This is a genomic window from Nonomuraea spiralis, assembly GCF_014648435.1.
GTDB lineage: Bacteria > Actinomycetota > Actinomycetes > Streptosporangiales > Streptosporangiaceae > Nonomuraea > Nonomuraea spiralis.
This window is the reverse complement of the sequence record NZ_BMRC01000008.1, coordinates 20,734-37,119: the sequence shown is the minus strand read 5'-3', so window position 1 is coordinate 37,119 and position 16,386 is coordinate 20,734. Positions and strand designations below refer to the sequence as shown.

15 protein-coding genes are annotated in these 16,386 nt (G+C 72.7%); 5 read left to right on the top strand and 10 right to left on the bottom strand.

Going from position 1 to position 16,386, the window contains the following annotated elements:
* Positions 1–22: 22 nt before the first annotated feature.
* The 4 genes from IEZ27_RS20720 to IEZ27_RS20705 form a co-directional block, all read right to left on the bottom strand.
* A complete protein-coding gene (locus tag IEZ27_RS20720) occupies positions 23–706 on the bottom strand; it encodes a DUF998 domain-containing protein (RefSeq protein WP_189648777.1) in 684 nt (227 codons plus the stop codon).
* A complete protein-coding gene (locus tag IEZ27_RS20715) occupies positions 703–1,908 on the bottom strand; it encodes a glycosyltransferase (protein WP_229824172.1) in 1,206 nt (401 codons plus the stop codon). Before IEZ27_RS20715 ends, IEZ27_RS20720 begins: the two co-directional genes overlap by 4 nt.
* An 86-nt stretch (positions 1,909–1,994) precedes the next feature.
* Positions 1,995–2,807 (bottom strand): DMT family transporter, encoded by an 813-nt coding sequence (locus IEZ27_RS20710; protein ID WP_189648775.1) that lies wholly within the window; start codon positions 2,805–2,807, stop codon positions 1,995–1,997.
* Between the two features lie 36 nt (positions 2,808–2,843).
* Entirely contained in the window at positions 2,844–3,461 is a 618-nt protein-coding gene (locus IEZ27_RS20705; RefSeq protein WP_189648774.1) for a DedA family protein, read from the bottom strand.
* A gap of 393 nt (positions 3,462–3,854) precedes the next feature.
* Between IEZ27_RS20705 and IEZ27_RS20700 the strand changes: the two genes are divergently transcribed.
* A complete protein-coding gene (locus IEZ27_RS20700; RefSeq protein ID WP_189648773.1) occupies positions 3,855–5,030 on the top strand; it encodes a sensor histidine kinase in 1,176 nt (391 codons plus the stop codon).
* Positions 5,031–5,046: 16 nt separating this feature from the next.
* Positions 5,047–6,015: a hypothetical protein gene (locus tag IEZ27_RS20695; protein ID WP_189648772.1), complete on the top strand. Its 969-nt coding sequence runs from the start codon at positions 5,047–5,049 to the stop codon at positions 6,013–6,015.
* Here the strand turns inward: IEZ27_RS20695 and IEZ27_RS20690 are convergent.
* Both IEZ27_RS20690 and leuE read right to left on the bottom strand, forming a co-directional pair.
* Positions 5,923–6,564, bottom strand: coding sequence for a VC0807 family protein (locus IEZ27_RS20690; RefSeq protein WP_189648771.1), 642 nt, complete (start codon positions 6,562–6,564; stop codon positions 5,923–5,925). The two genes, IEZ27_RS20695 and IEZ27_RS20690, sit on opposite strands and share 93 nt — an antisense overlap.
* 202 nt (positions 6,565–6,766) lie before the next feature.
* Positions 6,767–7,423, bottom strand: coding sequence for a leucine efflux protein LeuE (gene leuE / locus IEZ27_RS20685; RefSeq protein WP_189648770.1), 657 nt, complete (start codon positions 7,421–7,423; stop codon positions 6,767–6,769).
* Between the two features lie 123 nt (positions 7,424–7,546).
* On the opposite strand from leuE, the gene IEZ27_RS20680 reads away from it, so the two are divergent.
* Together IEZ27_RS20680 and IEZ27_RS20675 are read left to right on the top strand one after the other, a co-directional pair.
* Positions 7,547–8,938, top strand: coding sequence for a selenium-binding protein SBP56-related protein (locus IEZ27_RS20680; protein ID WP_189648769.1), 1,392 nt, complete (start codon positions 7,547–7,549; stop codon positions 8,936–8,938).
* Positions 8,939–8,940: 2 nt separating this feature from the next.
* On the top strand, positions 8,941–9,549 hold the full coding sequence (locus IEZ27_RS20675; protein WP_189649055.1) for a hypothetical protein: 609 nt from the start codon (positions 8,941–8,943) through the stop codon (positions 9,547–9,549).
* Between the two features lie 32 nt (positions 9,550–9,581).
* Here IEZ27_RS20675 and IEZ27_RS20670 read toward each other — a convergent pair whose 3' ends face one another.
* Positions 9,582–9,836, bottom strand: a complete 255-nt coding sequence (locus tag IEZ27_RS20670; protein ID WP_189648768.1) for a hypothetical protein — start codon at positions 9,834–9,836, stop codon at positions 9,582–9,584.
* Between the two features lie 143 nt (positions 9,837–9,979).
* Here IEZ27_RS20670 and IEZ27_RS20665 point away from each other — a divergent pair, with 143 nt between their 5' ends.
* Positions 9,980–13,141: a BTAD domain-containing putative transcriptional regulator gene (locus IEZ27_RS20665; RefSeq protein ID WP_189648767.1), complete on the top strand. Its 3,162-nt coding sequence runs from the start codon at positions 9,980–9,982 to the stop codon at positions 13,139–13,141.
* Here IEZ27_RS20665 and IEZ27_RS20660 read toward each other — a convergent pair.
* Genes IEZ27_RS20660 through IEZ27_RS20650 form a run of 3 tightly spaced genes read right to left on the bottom strand, consistent with a single transcriptional unit; the run spans position 13,114 to position 16,369 of the window.
* Entirely contained in the window at positions 13,114–14,703 is a 1,590-nt protein-coding gene (locus IEZ27_RS20660; protein WP_189648766.1) for a CocE/NonD family hydrolase, read from the bottom strand. The two genes, IEZ27_RS20665 and IEZ27_RS20660, sit on opposite strands and share 28 nt — an antisense overlap.
* The gene (locus IEZ27_RS20655; RefSeq protein ID WP_125649275.1) at positions 14,700–15,461 is read right to left on the bottom strand and encodes an ABC transporter permease; all 762 of its coding nucleotides are present in this window, start codon (positions 15,459–15,461) and stop codon (positions 14,700–14,702) included. The genes IEZ27_RS20660 and IEZ27_RS20655 overlap by 4 nt, the downstream gene beginning before the upstream one ends.
* Positions 15,458–16,369, bottom strand: coding sequence for an ATP-binding cassette domain-containing protein (locus IEZ27_RS20650; protein WP_189648765.1), 912 nt, complete (start codon positions 16,367–16,369; stop codon positions 15,458–15,460). Before IEZ27_RS20650 ends, IEZ27_RS20655 begins: the two co-directional genes overlap by 4 nt.
* Between the last annotated feature and the right edge of the window lie 17 nt (positions 16,370–16,386).

Here is a 16,386-nt window from a genome sequence, read left to right as displayed (position 1 = left end):
GAAGTGTGGTCGTGTCGCCCGGTCACGCGGCCAGCCGCTGCGGGCTCTCGGGCTGCGCGGGCTGCGCGGGCGCCCCGGTGGCCCGCGTTCCCTGGACCCGCGCGGCGGCGCGGCGCGGTACGGAGGCCAGCGCCATGGCCACGACGAGCACGATCTCGGCCAGCACCACCCCTCGTTCGAGCAGTCCGTAATAGGTCTCGCCGTCGATCAGCGAGGAGGTGAGGGCGGCCGGGTGCGCGGCCAGGTACGCCGCCAGCGTCAGCCCGGAGGTCACGCTCAGCGCCTTGACCGCGCTCCAGCGCGGGGCCGCGGCCCGTCCCCTGGTCAGGGTCCAGCCGGCGACCGGCAGCGCGGTGAAGACCACGGCCGCCGACCAGCGGTGGATCTCGCCGGTGAGGGTGCTGACGTCCGACATGCCGGGATCGGTGGGGAAGATCGCGCTCAGCATCAGCCCGGCGGCGCCCGCCAGCAGCAACACGCGGGTGGCGGCGGTGCGCGCCGGCTCGCGCGCGGCCAGCCCGTACGCCAGCGACAGGCAGGCCGCGGCCAGCGCGAGCGTCCCGACCAGTACGGGCAGCATGCCGCCGGGCACGAGCGCGTAGTCGCTGATCAGCGGCTGCGCGGGCAGGGTCGCCTGCGCGTAGCCGAGGGCGGCCACCGCCGTCACGGCTCCGGCCACGGGACCGAGCACGGCACGCCAGGTCATCGGGCCACCTCGTCGTAGATCTGCTCGAAGCGGGCGAGGGACGTCTGGTCGTCGTGGGTGAGCGCCAGCTCACGGCTGGTCCTGCCGAGCCGGGTGCGCAGGTCGTCGTCGGTGAGAATGCCGGTCAGGTGCCTGGCCAGCGAGACCACGTCGCCCGGCTGGTAGAGGTAGCCGTTGCCGTCCACCAGGTGCGGCAGCGCCATCGCGTCGGCGGCCACGACCGGCAGCCCGGTCGCCATGGCCTCCAGCGTGGCGATGCTCTGCAACTCGGCGACGCCCGGCATGGCGAACACGTCGGCGGCGGCGAACGCCTGCGGCATGCTCTCGTCCGGCACGAACCCGACGAAGAACACCCGCTCGCCCACCCCGATGCGCTTGGCCAGCTTCTCCAGCTCCATCCGCTGGTTGCCGCGGCCCACGAACGCCACCTGCGCGTCGGTCTCGTTGAGCACGAGCGGCAGCGCGCGGATCAGCTCGTCGAGGTGCTTCTCCTCGTCCAGGCGGCCCACGAAGAGGATGGTCGGCCGGTCGGGCAGCGCGAACCGGCGGCGCGCCCACGACTTGGGCTCGGCGTGCGGGTGGAACCTGGTCAGGTCGATGCCGCACGAGACGGCCTCGACCTCGCGGGAGAAGCCCTGGTCGGCCAGGAGCTTGGCGGCCAGCGGGGTCGGCGTGGTGATGTGGTCGGCGCGCTTGAAGACGCGGCTGAAGTCGCGCCAGGCCAGTCGGCCCGCCCCGGTCCGCAGCGCTTCGGGGACGTGCCCGAACTGGAAGAGGTTGTCGGGCATGAAGTGGTTCGTGGCCACGACCGGCACACCCCGGCGGCGGGCGGCGGCGATGGCGGCCCGGCCGACGACGAAGTGGCCCTGGGTGTGCAGCACGTCCGGGTCGATGTCGGCGACCAGCCGGTCGAGCCTGGTCGGCACGGTGACCCGCATGGTCGGGTGCACCAGCAGCGGGGCCGAGCGCAGCCGGTGGACGATCACGCCGTCCAGCACGTCGGCGCTGGCCGGGCCGGACTCCGACTGGCACACCACGTGCACCTCGTTGCCGCGCGCGGCCAGGCCGCTGGCCAGGCGGTGGGTGAAGTAGGCGGCGCCGTTCACGTCGGGGGGATAGGTGTCGGTCGAGATCAGGACGCGGCGGGGGCGTTCGGGCGCGGGGGCGAGCTGGGCGTGGTCGGTGACGTTGTGCAGGGGCATGGCCATGACGGTGACTCCGCTTTCACAAGGGGGGACGGCTGGGGGAGGGCCGATGGACGAACAGGGGATTTCGGTCAGGGGGGTGATCAGGCGACGTCGTTGCGCGCCTCCAGCGGGGTGGTCCGGGCCAGGGCGACCGTGCCGGCCGCGGTCAGGGCGGCGGCCGCGATCGGCGCGAGGCCGGTCGGCAGCGGCTCGCCGAGCAGCAGGGCCCCGAACGCCACGGCCGTGAGCGGGTCGGCGATCTGCAAGGAGGCGAACGAGACGCCGAAGTGGCCGACGGCGTAGGCGCGCTGGAGCATCATGAGCGCCAGCAGCAGCGGCACCGGCAGGGCCAGCAGGTACCACCAGTTCCAGCCGCCGTCCACGAGCACGCGCATGAGCGTGGCGGTGGCGCCGTACAGGACGCCGGAGCCCGTCGCCAGCAGCGCGGCCCGGCCGGCGGGGGAGGCCGCCTTGGAGCCCGCCCACAGCAGCACCGCCGCGACACCGGCCACGGCGAGCAGGGTGAACACGCCCGTGGGCGCCAGGGACGTCGGCCCGTCGGACTCGGGCACCAGCAGCACCAGGCCGATCAGCCCGGCGGCGACCACGCCGGCCGCGGCCAGCTCCTTGCGGGAGGGCCTGCGGCCGTGCAGCGCGGCGGCGATGGGCAGCGCGAACAGCAGGCTGGCCACCCCCATCGGCTGTACGACGGTCAGCGGGCCGAGCCCCAGCGCGACGATGTGCAGGCCGCCGCCCGCCACGATGGAGACGCCGCCGAGCAGCCAGCGCGGCCGGCGCAGCAGGGTCAGCAGGGCGGGCTTCGCCGAGCCCGCCGCCTCGAACTGCTGAAGCGCGGCCCCGAGCGCGAAGAACAGCGAACCGACCAGCGCGATCGCCGCGGCCAGCACAGTCATGCGCACTCCCTTCAGACGGATGGTTGCCAGACAGGGTCAAACGGACGTGTCCACCGGAAGACGTTCCGGGGAAGGCTGGGTGGCGCGCCGCTTCCTGACCCACCGGACCAGCTCGACCAGGCCCGTGACGGACAGCGCGATCCCGAGGCCCAGCAGCAGGCCCTTGATCGGGTCGTTCTCGAAGGCCATGCCGCCGAAGAAGCCGATCAGCCCGGAGTACACCGCCCACGAGCTCGCCGCGATGGCGTCGAAGAACGTGAACGAGCGCAGCGGATGCCCGACGGCGCCCATGGTCAGGGTCGTCGCGGTCCGTCCGCCCGGGATGTACCTGGCCACGACCAGGACGAGCCCGCCCCGCTCGGCCAGGGCGCCGCGCGCCCAGACGAACGCCTTCTTGTCCCGCAGCCGGCTCGCCGACTTGTTGCCGATCAGGTACGACACATGGTCACCCGCGAACGCGCCCAGCGCCGAGACCACGATCACCAGCGCCAGGTTGGTCTGGCCGGAGGCGGCGAACACCGCCGCGGTGATGACCGACGTCTCGGCGGGCACGACGGGGAAGAATCCGTCGAGCAGCGCCAGGGCGAACAGCGCCACGTACAACCACGGCGACGACATCACCTGCTGGACCAGATCGAGAATGGCGTGCGACATTTGCGTGGACTCCGATCGTTAGGGCACTCACACAGCCTGTCGGCGTGAGCGGACCGGGAACATCGGGGATGCCCCCGGTCGAACGCGGGCCCTTCCCCTAGGAGAGTCAGGGCCGCCTACCCCATGAAGGTAGAAATTCCGCAGGTCACGGCACATCGGACCAACGGCACACACCACCCCCTACTTTCGTCAGGGGCGGGAGTGCCACCTCCGTGTGACATCAACGATCAAACCGGTTGCGCGTCCCGGATACAGGAGAGGAGGTATCCGCCTTTTGGGTGGAGCTAGCCCTACCGTGACTGCTGCACCAGGCCCCACCCTGACTTTCGTCGGGGGCACCGGATGACCTTCGGGCGGGACTTGGCCCGTCCGGCGGCGGATAACGTCGGTGGCGTGAAGCGTCTGCGCCGCGAGAACCGCCGTCAGGTGGTCTACGACCTGCTGCTCTGGGCCGTCATGGCCGTCTTCGTGACGGCCATGGGTCCCGACCCGTTCGTCGATCCGGCCGCGTTCGCGGTCGTGACCGTGCCCAGGGTGGGGATCGCCGCGCTGGCCGTGCTCGTGGGCCGGCCCTGGCCGCTGGTGGCGCTGGTGTTGCTGCTGCCGCTCGGGCCGTGGCGCTTCACCGACGGCTTCGCCACGGTGGACCTGACGTGGTTGCTGCCGCGCCGCGACGTGAAGATCCTCCCGCTGCTCGCGACCTCGCCGTTCATCATCTGGTACGCCTACCTCACCGGCCGGCGGATGGCCCGGCTGTGGCCCGCGGGGGCCGTGTTCTGCCTGATCACGGCCGTCGGGTGCGGGGTCGTGCTGGCCCAGGGCGGGGACCTGGCGCTGTGGGTGTCGATGGGCACCGCGCTCGTCGGCACGTACGCGGTGCCGTACCTGCTGGGGTTGCTCCGGCGCGGCGTGCTGCAGCAGCGGCGGCAGGCGCGGCTGTCGGTCGAGGCGCAGGCACGGCTGCGCGAGCGGGCCAGGATCGCCCGCGAGATGCACGACTCGCTCGGCCACGACCTGGCATTGATCGCGGTCCGGGCCGCCGGGCTCGAACTCGCCCCGGGGCTCGGCCCGGCCCAGGTGAAGGCGGCGGGCGAGCTGCGCCTCGCGGCGGCCGACGCGACCGAGCGGCTGCGCCAGATCATCGGCCTGCTGCGCGAGGACGCCGAGGCGGCCCCGCTGTCCCCCGTGAACGAGGACGTCGCCGAGCTGGTCGGCCGGGCCAGGGACTCCGGCATGTCGATCACCCTCGACCTGGCCGACGGGGCGCCGCCCGAGCTGGCGCACGCCGTCGTCCAGGAAGGGCTGACGAACGCGGCCAAGCACGCGCCGGGGGCGGCGGTCACGGTGTCGGTCGAGCCGCAGCGGGTGGTCGTGCGCAACGCCCCGCCGCGCTCGCGTCCCACGGCCAGGTCCGGCGGTCTGGGGCTGGCGGGGCTACGCGAGCGCGTACGGCTGGCCGGCGCCACCCTGACGGCGGGCCCCGACGGCGACGGCTTCCGCCTGGCCGTCGAGCTCCCCCGCGAGGGGGAGGCGGATCCCCGCCGCTCGGGAGGGGAACGGCCCGCCTGAGCCGCAGGATCGGGGCATGACAGAACAGCGAGCGGGCATCGGCCGGCTCACCGCCGCGATCGTGGCGGCCGCCGCCACGCTGCCCTACCTCACGATCAAGACGCTCTGGCTGACCGGCGACCCCGTCGGCGTCTCCGACCCCACGCTCATGGAGAGCGGCGCGATGATGGGACTGAACGCGCTGACGTTCGCGATGGAGGCCGCCGGGCTGCTGCTGGCGCTGGCCTTCACCATGCGGTGGGGCATGCGGCTGCCGGCCTGGCTGGTGCTGCTCCCGCTGTGGACCGGCACCGGGCTGCTGTCGGTGCTGGTCGTCACCACCCCGCTGATCCTGCTGGTCGGCGGCCTGTCGGTGTTCCGCGGCGGGCCGATCCAGATGTGGGTCTACCTGGTCGTCTACGGCGGCTTCATCACCCTCGGCATCGCCCTCATGACGGCCTTCGCCCTCTACGCCCGCGACCGCTGGCGGGCCGTTTTCACCACCTCGGTCGCTCTGCCCTTCCCCAGCGCGACCAGGTCGTTCCAGGAGGTGGTCGCCTGGGGGGCGCTCCTGGTGGCGGCCGTCGTCGCCGGACTGCGCGTCGTCATGGCGTTCGACGGGGGCGCGCCGGCCGTCCAGGACGGGCTGAAGGCCCTGCTCGCGCTCGGCGGGGCGGTCGCGCTCGTCGTCCTGGTCAGGCGACGCGGGAACGGGCCGTTCTGGCGGCCGCTGGTGCTGGTCTGGCTGGGGTCGGGCTCGATGTTCGCCTGGGGGCTGTTCTCGATGGTCGTCAGGTCCACGGGCGGGCCCCTGGCCTACGGCGGCTCGGGCATCGCCGACTTCACCGAGCTGTTCGGCATGCTGACCGGGCTGGTCATGGGGATGTGCGGGGCGTTCCTGCTGGCCGAACGGTCAGGCGTGGGCCACGTGCAGCCTGGCCAGGACACGCTTGAACGCGAGGATGGAGAACGTGATCGCGAGCCCGCTGATCACGGCCACCGCTGAGGTACGCAGCACCATGAACGCGCCGAGCGAGCCTTCGAGCTTCTCGTAGACGGCCAGGAAGATGCTCAGCGTCGAGTTGGCCAGCAACACGAACGCCCACAACAGCGTGATCCGGGCGAAGAACCGCCGTACCCGCTCGTGCTTGAGCACGGCCGACGGCAGGTGGATGTAGTCGAGGGTGAGCTTCTGCACCAGCGGCCGGTTGAGCCGTACGGAGGCCATGAAGACCACGCTGATGCAGATCGTGCCCAGCTCCGGCTGGATGAAGAACCACATCCAGGTGCCCGTCCAGAACGACACCAGCGCCCGCACCGTGGTCGCGAACGCGGCCAGGAACATGGTGGCGGGCACCTTGACCCCTCTGACCAGCCGCCAGGCCACGCCGAGGTAGACCCAGGCGACGGTGGCCACCAGGGCCCACTTGAAACCCAGCACGACCATGGCCAGGTAGAACACCAGCAGAGGGGCGACCACGCCTTCGAGCAGGCGGGGGGCCGCCTGCCGGGCGAGCGCCGTCAGGCGGGGGAGGGCGACCGGGTGGGGGTTCAAGGCTGCTCCGCAGATAGGCCGACGATCAGCGTCTACCCGGGCTTCGGGGGTCCAGGCTTGTCAGATGGACCGGGCGTCGTCACCGTCGAGCGCGACTCCGAAGGCCGGTGGCCTACCGTACCGGAGCCCGGCGGATGCGACTGCCTCTTTTGCCACGTTCCATCTGTTCCATACGAAACCAGCCCACCCTTGAACCCGGCTTTCAGCCCAGTGACGCCGTGGCCAGCTTCGCGCCGAAGCCGAGGAACAGCGCGCCGACCCCCGAGGTCAGGCCCGCGCTGAGCTTCTTGTGCCGGCGGAACCGGTCGGCCAGGAACGTGCCGGAGAAGATCAGCGTGGTGAGGTAGAGCACGCTGAAGACCTGGATCACCGCGCCCAGGATGAGGAACGACAACACCGGGGCGCCGTACCCGGGGTCGACGAACTGGATGAAGAACGAGACGAAGAACAGGATGGCCTTCGGGTTCAGCAGGCTGATCGTCAGGGCCTTGCGGAACGGCCGCGCCTGGCGTACGGGAGCCTCCACCACCTCGGACGACGCCGTCGCCGGACCGGAGCGCCAGGCCCGTACCGCGCCGCGGATCATCTGGAAGCCGATCCAGGCCAGGTAGGCGGCGCCCGCGTACTTGACGGCGGTGAACAGCAGGGGCGTCGAGCGCAGCAGGGACGACGCCCCGGCGGCGGCCAGCACCATCAGGACGGTGTCGCCGACGAACACGCCCGCCGCTGCCCGGTAACCCTGGCGGACGCCGTGCTGGGCGGCGAAGCTGAGGACGTATAGGGAGTTCGGGCCGGGCAGGAGCACGATGAAGAAGGCGCCGAGGACGTAGGTCCAGAGGTCCGTGATACCGAAGAACACGCTTAACGGTATCGCGGGATTTATGCCGATTTAATCCCTCCGGTGGCACGGTCCCGTCGCCGCGGTCCACACGGAGAGTAGTTACCTATTGACCCTGTAGGAAGACCGTGAATATCTGGAGTCATGACGCTGTGGACTCCCGACCCCACGTTCTACCCCTCCCCACGCGACGCCGTCGAGGCCCCCATGGAGAAACTGGCCTACGTCGCCGCCTTCGACAGGTCCGCGAGCCGCCCCGACGCGCTGGCCGTGCTCGACACCGACCCCGCCTCGCCGGCCTACGGCACGATCGTCGGCTGGACCGACCTGCCCGGCACCGGCGACGAGCTGCACCACTTCGGCTGGAACGCCTGCAGCAGCGCCCTGTGCCCCAACGCGCCGCACCCGCACGTCGAGCGGCGCTACCTGGTCGTCCCCGGCCTGCGCTCCTCGCGCATCCACATCTACGACACCAAGGACCGGGTCAGCCCCGAGCTGGTCAAGGTGATCGACGCCGAGACGCTGGCCCGGCGGGCGGGCTACTCCCGCCCGCACACCGTCCACTGCGGCCCCGAGGGTCTGTACGTCTCGGCGCTCGGCGGCGCGGACGGCGCGGAGGGCCCCGGCGGGATCGCCGTGCTCGACCACACCTCGTTCGAGGTCCTGGGCCGGTGGGAGCTGGACCGGGGCCCGCAGTACCTGGCCTACGACTTCTGGTGGCACATCAACCACGACGTGCTGATCACCTCGGAGTGGGGCACACCGTCCATGATCGAGGACGGCGTGGTCGGGGAACTGCTGCTCGGCCGCAAGTACGGCCACAAACTGCACTTCTGGGACCTGCGCAAACGCCGTCACGTCCAGGAGGTGGACCTCGGCGACCAGTACCAGATGCCGCTGGAGCTGCGCCCGGCCCACGACCCCACCCGCCTGTACGGGTTCGTCGGCGTCGTCACCAGCGTCGAGGACCTGTCGGCCTCGGTCTGGTTGTGGTTCCAGGAGGACGGCCGCTGGCAGGCGCGGCAGGTCATCACCATCCCCGCCGAGCCGGCCGACCCCGCCCTGCTGCCGCCGGTCCTCCAGCCGTTCGCCGCCGTGCCGCCGCTGGTCACCGACATCGCCCTCTCCGTCGACGACCAGCGCCTGTACGTCTCGTGCTGGGGCACCGGGGAGTTGAAGCAGTACGACGTGTCGGATCCGTACAAGCCGGTTGAACTCGGGTCGTTGCACATCGGCGGCATCACCCGGCGCGCCCCGCACCCCGCCCAGCCCGGCCTCCCGCTGAGCGGCGGCCCGCAGATGGTCGAGGTCAGCCGCGACGGCCGCCGCGTCTACCTCACCAACTCCCTGTACGGCTCCTGGGACGACCAGTTCTACCCCGATGGCGTCGGCGCGTGGCTGGCCAAGGTCGACGCCGCCTCGTTCACGTTCGACACCGGCTTCTTCCCCCACGGCGACGACTTCCGCGGCCTGCGCCCCCACCAGGTACGCCTCCAAGGCGGCGACGCCTCCTCCGACTCCTACTGCTACCCGTGACCCTGCCGACCGCGAGCACTGCGACGGTCCTGCTGCTCGGCGCGTTCCACGGCCTGAACCCGGCCATGGGCTGGCTCTTCGCGGTGGCCCGCGGCCTCCAGGAACGCAGCCGGGACCTGCTGCTGGCGTCGATCCCCGTGATCGCGCTGGGCCACCTGGCGTCGGTGGCCCTGGTCGCCCTGGTGGTGACCGCCACCGGCTCCCTGGTCACGGGCGCGGCGCTGCCGGTGGCGGGCGGGCTGGTGCTGGTGGCGTTCGGGTTGTGGCGGTTGTTGTCCACCCGCCACTTCCGGTGGGTGGGCATGCGACTGTCGCTCGGCCAGCTCGCCGGGTGGTCGTTCCTGATGTCGTCGGCCCACGGCGCGGGACTGATGTTGTTGCCCGTTCTCACCGGGCTGCCCACGGAGGGGCACGCGGGCCACGCCCTCTCGGGCGGGCTGGCGGTGGCGGCCCTGCACACGCTGGCCATGTTCGTGGTGGCCGGCGTCGTGGCCGTGGTGGTCTACGAGGTGCTCGGCCTGACGATCCTGCGCCGGGCCTGGTTCAACGTGGACCGTATGTGGGCCGTCGCCCTCATCGGCGCCGGCCTGGTCACCCTCCTCCAGACCTGACCCGCCCCCCTCCTCGAAGAGGCTGCCCGCCGTCAGCCTTCCTCCCGCCGCTCGTCCTCCACCCCGAAGATGTCGGAGAGGCTGGTGGCGTGAATGGCCCGCTTGAACCAGATTTCGAGGAGGGCGGCGTCGGTGCAGGAGGCGATGCGCTCCCGCACCGCCTCGGGCACCACCACCCCACGATCGTCGAGCATCAGCAACAACGTCTTGGCCGCCCCCCGCGCCTCACCTTCGGCGCGGAGCATCTGGGCGTACTCGGACTGGTAGCGGTAGGTCTTGGTCGCCATCAGCTCTCTCCAGATTCGTCGGGCGTCGGTGTCGGAACGTTATATGGCGGCCACTCCGCGTGTCAGGGGGATCGGGTGCCTGGGGTGCTGTGGTGGACAGGTCTCTGCCTGAGCAGGTGGGCTGGCAGGGCAGGATGTGACATGTGCGGATATCCATCTTGGGGCCGCTGGAGGTCGAGGGCGACGGGGGGCCGATCGCGGTCGGTGGTCTCCGGCTGCGGGCGTTGCTGGCCGTGCTGGCCCTCGAAGCGGGCCGGACGGTCACGGCCGAGCGGTTGATCGACGTGCTCTGGCCGGAGGAGCCGCCCGCCAACGCGGCCAATGCGCTCCAGACGCTGGTCAGGCGGCTACGAGCGGCGCTGCGGCCGTACGAGGTGGTCGAGAGCAGGCCCGGCGGGTACGCCCTCGCGCTGCCGGCCGGCCAGGTGGACGCGACGGCGTTTCGGCGGCTGGCCGGGGAGGACGCCGATCGTGCGCTGGCGATGTGGCGGGGGGCGGCGCTGGCGGATCTGACGTCGGTCCCGTACCTGGCCAACGCGGCGACCGCGCTGGAGCAGGAGCGGCTGGCGGCGGTCGAGGCCAGGGCTGAGCGCCTGCTGGCGGCCGGGCGGCCGGTCGATCTCACCGCCGAGGTGACGGCACATCCGCTGCGCGAGCGGCTGGTCGGGCTGGCGATGCGAGGGCTGGCCGCGTCGGGACGGCAGGCCGAGGCGCTGGAGGTGTTCGAACGCACCCGGCGCCGGCTGGCCGACGAGCTGGGCGTCGATCCCGGCGCCGACCTGCGGGCCGCGCACCTGGCCGTGTTGTCCGCCGAGCCGCCCCCGGTCGCGGTGTGGCCGAGGGCTCGGCCCAAGGGCAACGTACGGGAGCCGCGGACCAGCTTCATCGGCCGGGAGGCGGAGCTCGACCAGCTCACCGGCCTGCTCCGCCGGGACCGGCTGGTCACGCTCGTCGGCCCCGGCGGCGCCGGCAAGACCAGGCTGGCCACCGAAGCGGCCCTCCGCCTGACCACGGACCCCAGCGCCCCGCCCGAGGCGGGGGGACGCGGGGGTGCGGGTTCCTCCCGGTGGGTCGGGTTGGGGCTGGTCGAGGCGTGGATGGTGGAGCTGGGGTCGGTCAGTGAGCCGGGGGACGTCGCGGGGGCCGTGGTCGACGCGCTCGGCCTGCGCGACGACCGGCCCGGTTACCGGCCGCCGGAGGAGGCCCGCGACGCGGTCGTCCAGGTCGCCGAGTCGCTGGGCGAACGGCCCGCGCTGATCGTGCTGGACAACTGCGAGCACGTCGTCACGGCCGCCGCGGTGCTGGTGGAACGGCTGCTCGACGAGTGTCCCGGGCTGCGGGTGCTGGCCACCAGCAGGGAACCGCTCAACGTGCCGGGCGAGCGGCTGGCGCCCGTACCGCCGCTCGCACCGCCGCCGGAGGGGGCCGGGCCGGCCGAGGCGGGGGCGTACCCGTCGGTCCGGTTGCTGGTGGACCGGGCGACGGCGGCCCGGCCGTCGTTCGCGGTGGACGAGGAGAACGTGGCGGCCGTGGTCGCGCTCTGCCGCAGGCTCGACGGCATGCCGCTGGCGATCGAGCTGGCCGCCGCCAGGCTGCGGACGATGACGCCCCGGCAGCTCGCCGACCGGCTGGACGACAGGTTCAGGCTGCTGAACGGCGGCAGCCGTACCGCGCTGCCGCGCCAGCAGACGTTGCGGGCGGTCGTGGAGTGGAGCTGGGACCTGCTCGACGAGCGGGAACGCGTACTGGCCAGGCGGTTGAGCGTGTTCGCCGACGGCGCGACGCTGGAGGCCGTCGAGGAGGTGTGCGGCGGGACGGCCGACGTGCTGGGCGCGCTGGCCGACAAGTCCCTGGTACGCGTCTCGCCGGAAGGCCGCTGCTCGATGCTGGAGACCATCCGCGCCTACGCCCAGGAACGGCTGGCCGAGGCGGGCGAGAGCGAGGCGTACCGCGAACGGCACGCCCGCCACCTGCTCGACCTGGCCGAACGCGCGGTCCCCGAGCTGCGCACCGGCGCCCAGATCGGGTGGATCGAACGGCTGGCCGCCGAGCGCGACGACTTCGCGGCGGCGCTGCGCTGGACGATCGAGCGGCGCGACGCCGAGCACGCGCTGCGGTTGTGCGGGGCGCTCAACTGGTACTGGTGGATGTGCGGTTACCGGCAGGAGAGCGCGGCCTGGGCCCTGCAGGCGCTCGACCTGGCCGGCGACACGCCGCCACCGGGGCTGGCCGGGGTGTACACGGCCTGCATGTTCGCCCATGGGGTGACCCTGTTCGGGACGATCGTCAGCGACCGCCCGGCCATGCTGGAGCTGTCGGCCCGGATGGACGAGCTCGTGGAGCGGGCGGTCCAGGAGGGGCCGGTGCACCCGTTGCTGCTGATCAGCAGGGTCGTCATGGCCGCCGCCTCCGGCCGGGACGAGCACGCCGCCGCGCTCCTGGACGACTGCGCCGAGAGCGACGACCTGTGGTTGTCCTCGTCCGCCCTGATGATCGGCGCGCGGATGCGGGCGGAGGGGGATCGCAGCGAACGGGACCTGGAACGGTCGGTGGACGGGTTCAGGACGCTCGGCGACCGGTGGGGGCTGAGCGAGGCGCTGCTGGGGCTGGCCGACCTCCGGTCCGAGCGCGGCGCCAGGACCGACGACCTGATCGCCGAGACCTGGTCGCTCACCAGCGAGTGGGTCAGCGACGACGAGTCGATCTCCACGCTGATCAGGCTGGCCCAGCTTCGCCAGCGGGCCGGCGACCCGGACGGCGCGGCGGCCGACCTCGCCATGGCCAGGGCGCGGGTGGGGGAGGAGACGTCGCCGTACACGCTGGTGATGCTCGGCCTCGGCGAGGCCGGGTACGAGGCGCAATGCGGCGACCTCCGGAAGAGCCTGGCGATCTACCGCGACCTGGCCGGGGCCGTGGCGGCGGCGTCCCCGATGCCGCAGCTCACGGTCATGTACCTGAACGCCTACGGCCGGGCACTGGCCCGCGCCGGCGACCCGGACGCCGCCCTCGCGCGGCACCGCCAGGCGCTCGACGCCCTCGGGACCGCCGCCCCGGACCGGCCGCTGCTGTCGATGACGCTGGCCGGGTCCGCGCTGGCCGCCCAGGCCGCGGGCGACCAGGAACGGGCGGCGGTGCTGTTCGGCGGCGCGTCGGCGGTCACTCCCCAGGACACCTCGCCCGAGACCACGCACGGACGGGCGGAGGCCAGGACGGCCCTCGGCGACGAGCTCTTCGAACGCCGCTTCGCCGAGGGCGCCGGGATGTCGCCGGAGGAGCTCTACTCGATGGTGGGCAGCAGCACGTAGGAGGGCGCGTGCAGCGTGGTCGTGCCCTTGTCCGGGTTCCTGGCGAAACGCGGGAAGTTGGAGCCGGCCACGTCGATCCTGATCCGGTGTCCCGGGCGGAAGAGGTTCGAGGTCCAGCCGAGGGGCACCCTGATCTCGCGCGGCTCGCCCGGTGTCAGGCCCGTGACCCGGACGATGCCGTCGATCAGCAGTTCGGCGTGCCCGTCGGGGTGCACGTCGATCAGCTTGGCGGCCACGTCGGCGCTGGGCGCGGTGGAGGAGACCAGCGCGACCAGCTCGACCCGGCCGCTCACCTCGACGGCGGCGGCCAGCGGTTCGGTCCGGTGGCGCAGCACGTCGCCGCGCGCGTCCAGCGGTCGCTGGTCGAGCGGGCCGAAGGCGTCGAACACCATGACCGCCCCGCCCACCGTCGGCACGGGATCACCGGGATCGGCGGTGAACGCCCCCGCCGCACCCCCGCCCGGGGGCTCGCTGCCCAGCGTGCCGTCCGCACCCAGGTGGTACGGCACCGGCCGGGCCCGCGTCAGCGGCCAGGACTCCTCCTCCCGCCACTCGTCGGCCCCCATGACGAAGATCTTCACCGGCGCGCTCTCCCGGGCGGGCGCGCCGCGCAGCCAGTGGTCGAACCAGTCCAGATGGATGCCGGTCCAGTCCACGGCGTCCTGGCCGGCCCGGTCGCCGTAGTCGCGGCCGCAGATGTCCCGGCCGTGGCTGATATGGCTCCACGGCCCGACGATCAGCCGGCGCGGCCCGCGCAGGCGCAGGTAGTGCTCGATCGAGGCGGTGTTGAAGTAGTCGTACCAGCCGGTGCCGACCAGGGCGGGGGTCTCGATCGCGGCGTGGTCCACGACGCCCTCGCGCCACAGCGGGTCGGCCGGGTCGGTGGTGTTCATGAACGTCGAGTAGAACGGCACGAGATCGGCCAGCAGCGGCTGGTCGCCGGGCGGCACCCGCTCGGACAACTCCTGGACGGTCCGGGCGAAGGCGTGGGGCATGCCGACCGCCTCCAGGTACGCCTCCCTGTCGCGCGGGCCGCCGGTGCCGGCCGCGATCCGGCGGTCCAGCTCCTGGACGGCCAGGACCATCAGGCTGACGGTGAGGAAGACGTTCAGGTTGGGGATGCCGCCCGGCTGGTGGACGCATTCGTACAGGCCGAAGGGGGAGACGTGCGGGGCGATGGCCCGCAGGCCCTCGGGCCGCTCCTGGGCGGCCAGGAGCTGGGTGATCGCCAGGTAGGAGTCCCCGAACATGCCGACGTTCCCGTCGGACCAGGGGCGCGTCGCCGCCCAGCGGACCGCGTCGTGGCCGTCGGTGGCCTCGCCCCTGATGAAACGGAACTCGCCCTGGGAGGAGCCGGTGCCGCGGACGTCCTGGAGGCACACGGCGTAACCGGCGGCGACCAGGCGTTCGACGTCGAGGTGGTAGCCGGGGGCCTGCGGGCCCCGGCCGTAGGGGGTGCGGGAGAGCAGGACGGGATGGGAACCGTCCTGATCGGGACGCCAGAGCGTCGCCACGAGCTCGACGCCGTCGCGGGTGGTCATGGTCTCGGTGGTTTCGATCATCGTACTTTCCTGGAGTAGGCCCGGAGGGCGAAGGGGGCGAAGAGGGCGAGCAGCGCGGCGGTCCAGCCGAGAGTGATCCACACGTCCGAGGCCGCCAGGCCGCCCACCATGAGCCCGCGCAGGGCGCCGGCCAGGTGGGAGACGGGGTTGACGCCCATCCACCAGGTCAGCCAGCCCGGCAGGCCGGTGGCGGGGACGAAGGCGCTGCTGCCGAACGTCAGCGGCAGCAGTACGGCGGTGGCGATGCCCTGCATCGAGGTGACCGACTTGGCCGCCAGCCCGATCCAAGCCGACCCCCAGCTCAGGGCCATCGCCATGAGCAGCACCAGGCCGACCCCGGCCAGCGCGCTCAGCGGATCGGTCCGTACGCGGAAGCCGACGGCGTACCCCACGGCCACGGACATGGCGATCGTGATCAGCAGCGTCAGCAGGTCGGCCATGATCCGCCCGGCCAGCGGCGCCGACCGGGCGATCGGCATGGTCCTGAACCGGTCGAACACGCCGTTGCCGATGTCGGTCGCCAGGTTCATGCCTGTCGTGATCGTCGCCATCAGCGCGACCTGGACCAGCACCCCGGGCAACATGTACGACACCGCGCCGGCCCGGTCACCCCCGGCCGCCCCGCCGAACAGGTAGACGAAGATGACGATCATGAAAACGGGCTGGAGCAGCAGCCCGGCGAGCTGGCCGGGATTGTTCTTCAGGGGGATCAGGCTGCGCCAGGCGAGCGTCAGCCCTTGGGAGAGCGCGGTGGTCATGAGCTTGCTCCGGTGAGTGTGCGGAAGACGTCGTCGAGCGAGGGCAGGCGCAGGGCGTGCTCGGCCAGCACGATCCCGGCGTCGTCCAGCCGCCTGAGCAGGTCCGGAGGGGCGGCCAGGTCGTGCACGGGCACGCTGAGCAGGCCGTCCACGGCCGTGGCGCCGAGGATCGAGCCGGCCTTCTCCAGGTCGGCGGCGCGCAGCGGCCGCACGTCCAGCCGGTGCCCGCCGGCCCGCGACTTCAGCTCGGCGGGCGTGCCGCTCGCCGCCACCCGTCCGCGGTCGACGACCAGCAGGTCGTCGGCGAGCTGGTCGGCCTCCTCCAGGTACTGGGTGGTCAGCAGTACGGTCACCCCGTCCGCGACCAGGTCCCTGACCACGTCCCACAGGTCGCCGCGGGCCCGCGGGTCGAGGCCGGTCGTCGGCTCGTCCAGGAACAGGATCCGCGGCCGGCTGACCAGGCTGACCGCCAGGTCGAGCCGGCGGCGCATGCCGCCCGAGTAGCCGGCCGTCGCCCGGCCCGCCGCCTCCTCCAGCCCGAACCGGGCCAGCAGCTCGGCGGCCCTGGCCCTGGCCCGCTGCCTGGACAGGCCGAGCAGGCGGCCCACGAGCACGAGGTTCTGGGTGCCGGTCAGCTTCTCGTCGACCGAGGCGTACTGGCCGGTCAGGCCGATCAGCTCACGGACCCGGCGGGCCTGGGTGGTGACGTCGTACCCGCCGACCGTGGCGTGCCCGGCGTCGGGGACGGCGAGGGTGGCCAGGACGCGGACGGCGGTGGTCTTGCCCGCGCCGTTCGGGCCGAGCACGCCGAGCACGCTGCCGGTCCTGACCCGCAGGTCCACGCCGTCCAGCGCGGCCTTGTCGCCGTACCTCTTGACGAGCCCTTCCGCTTCGATCGCGTATGTCATGCCCCTACGGTCGCGGG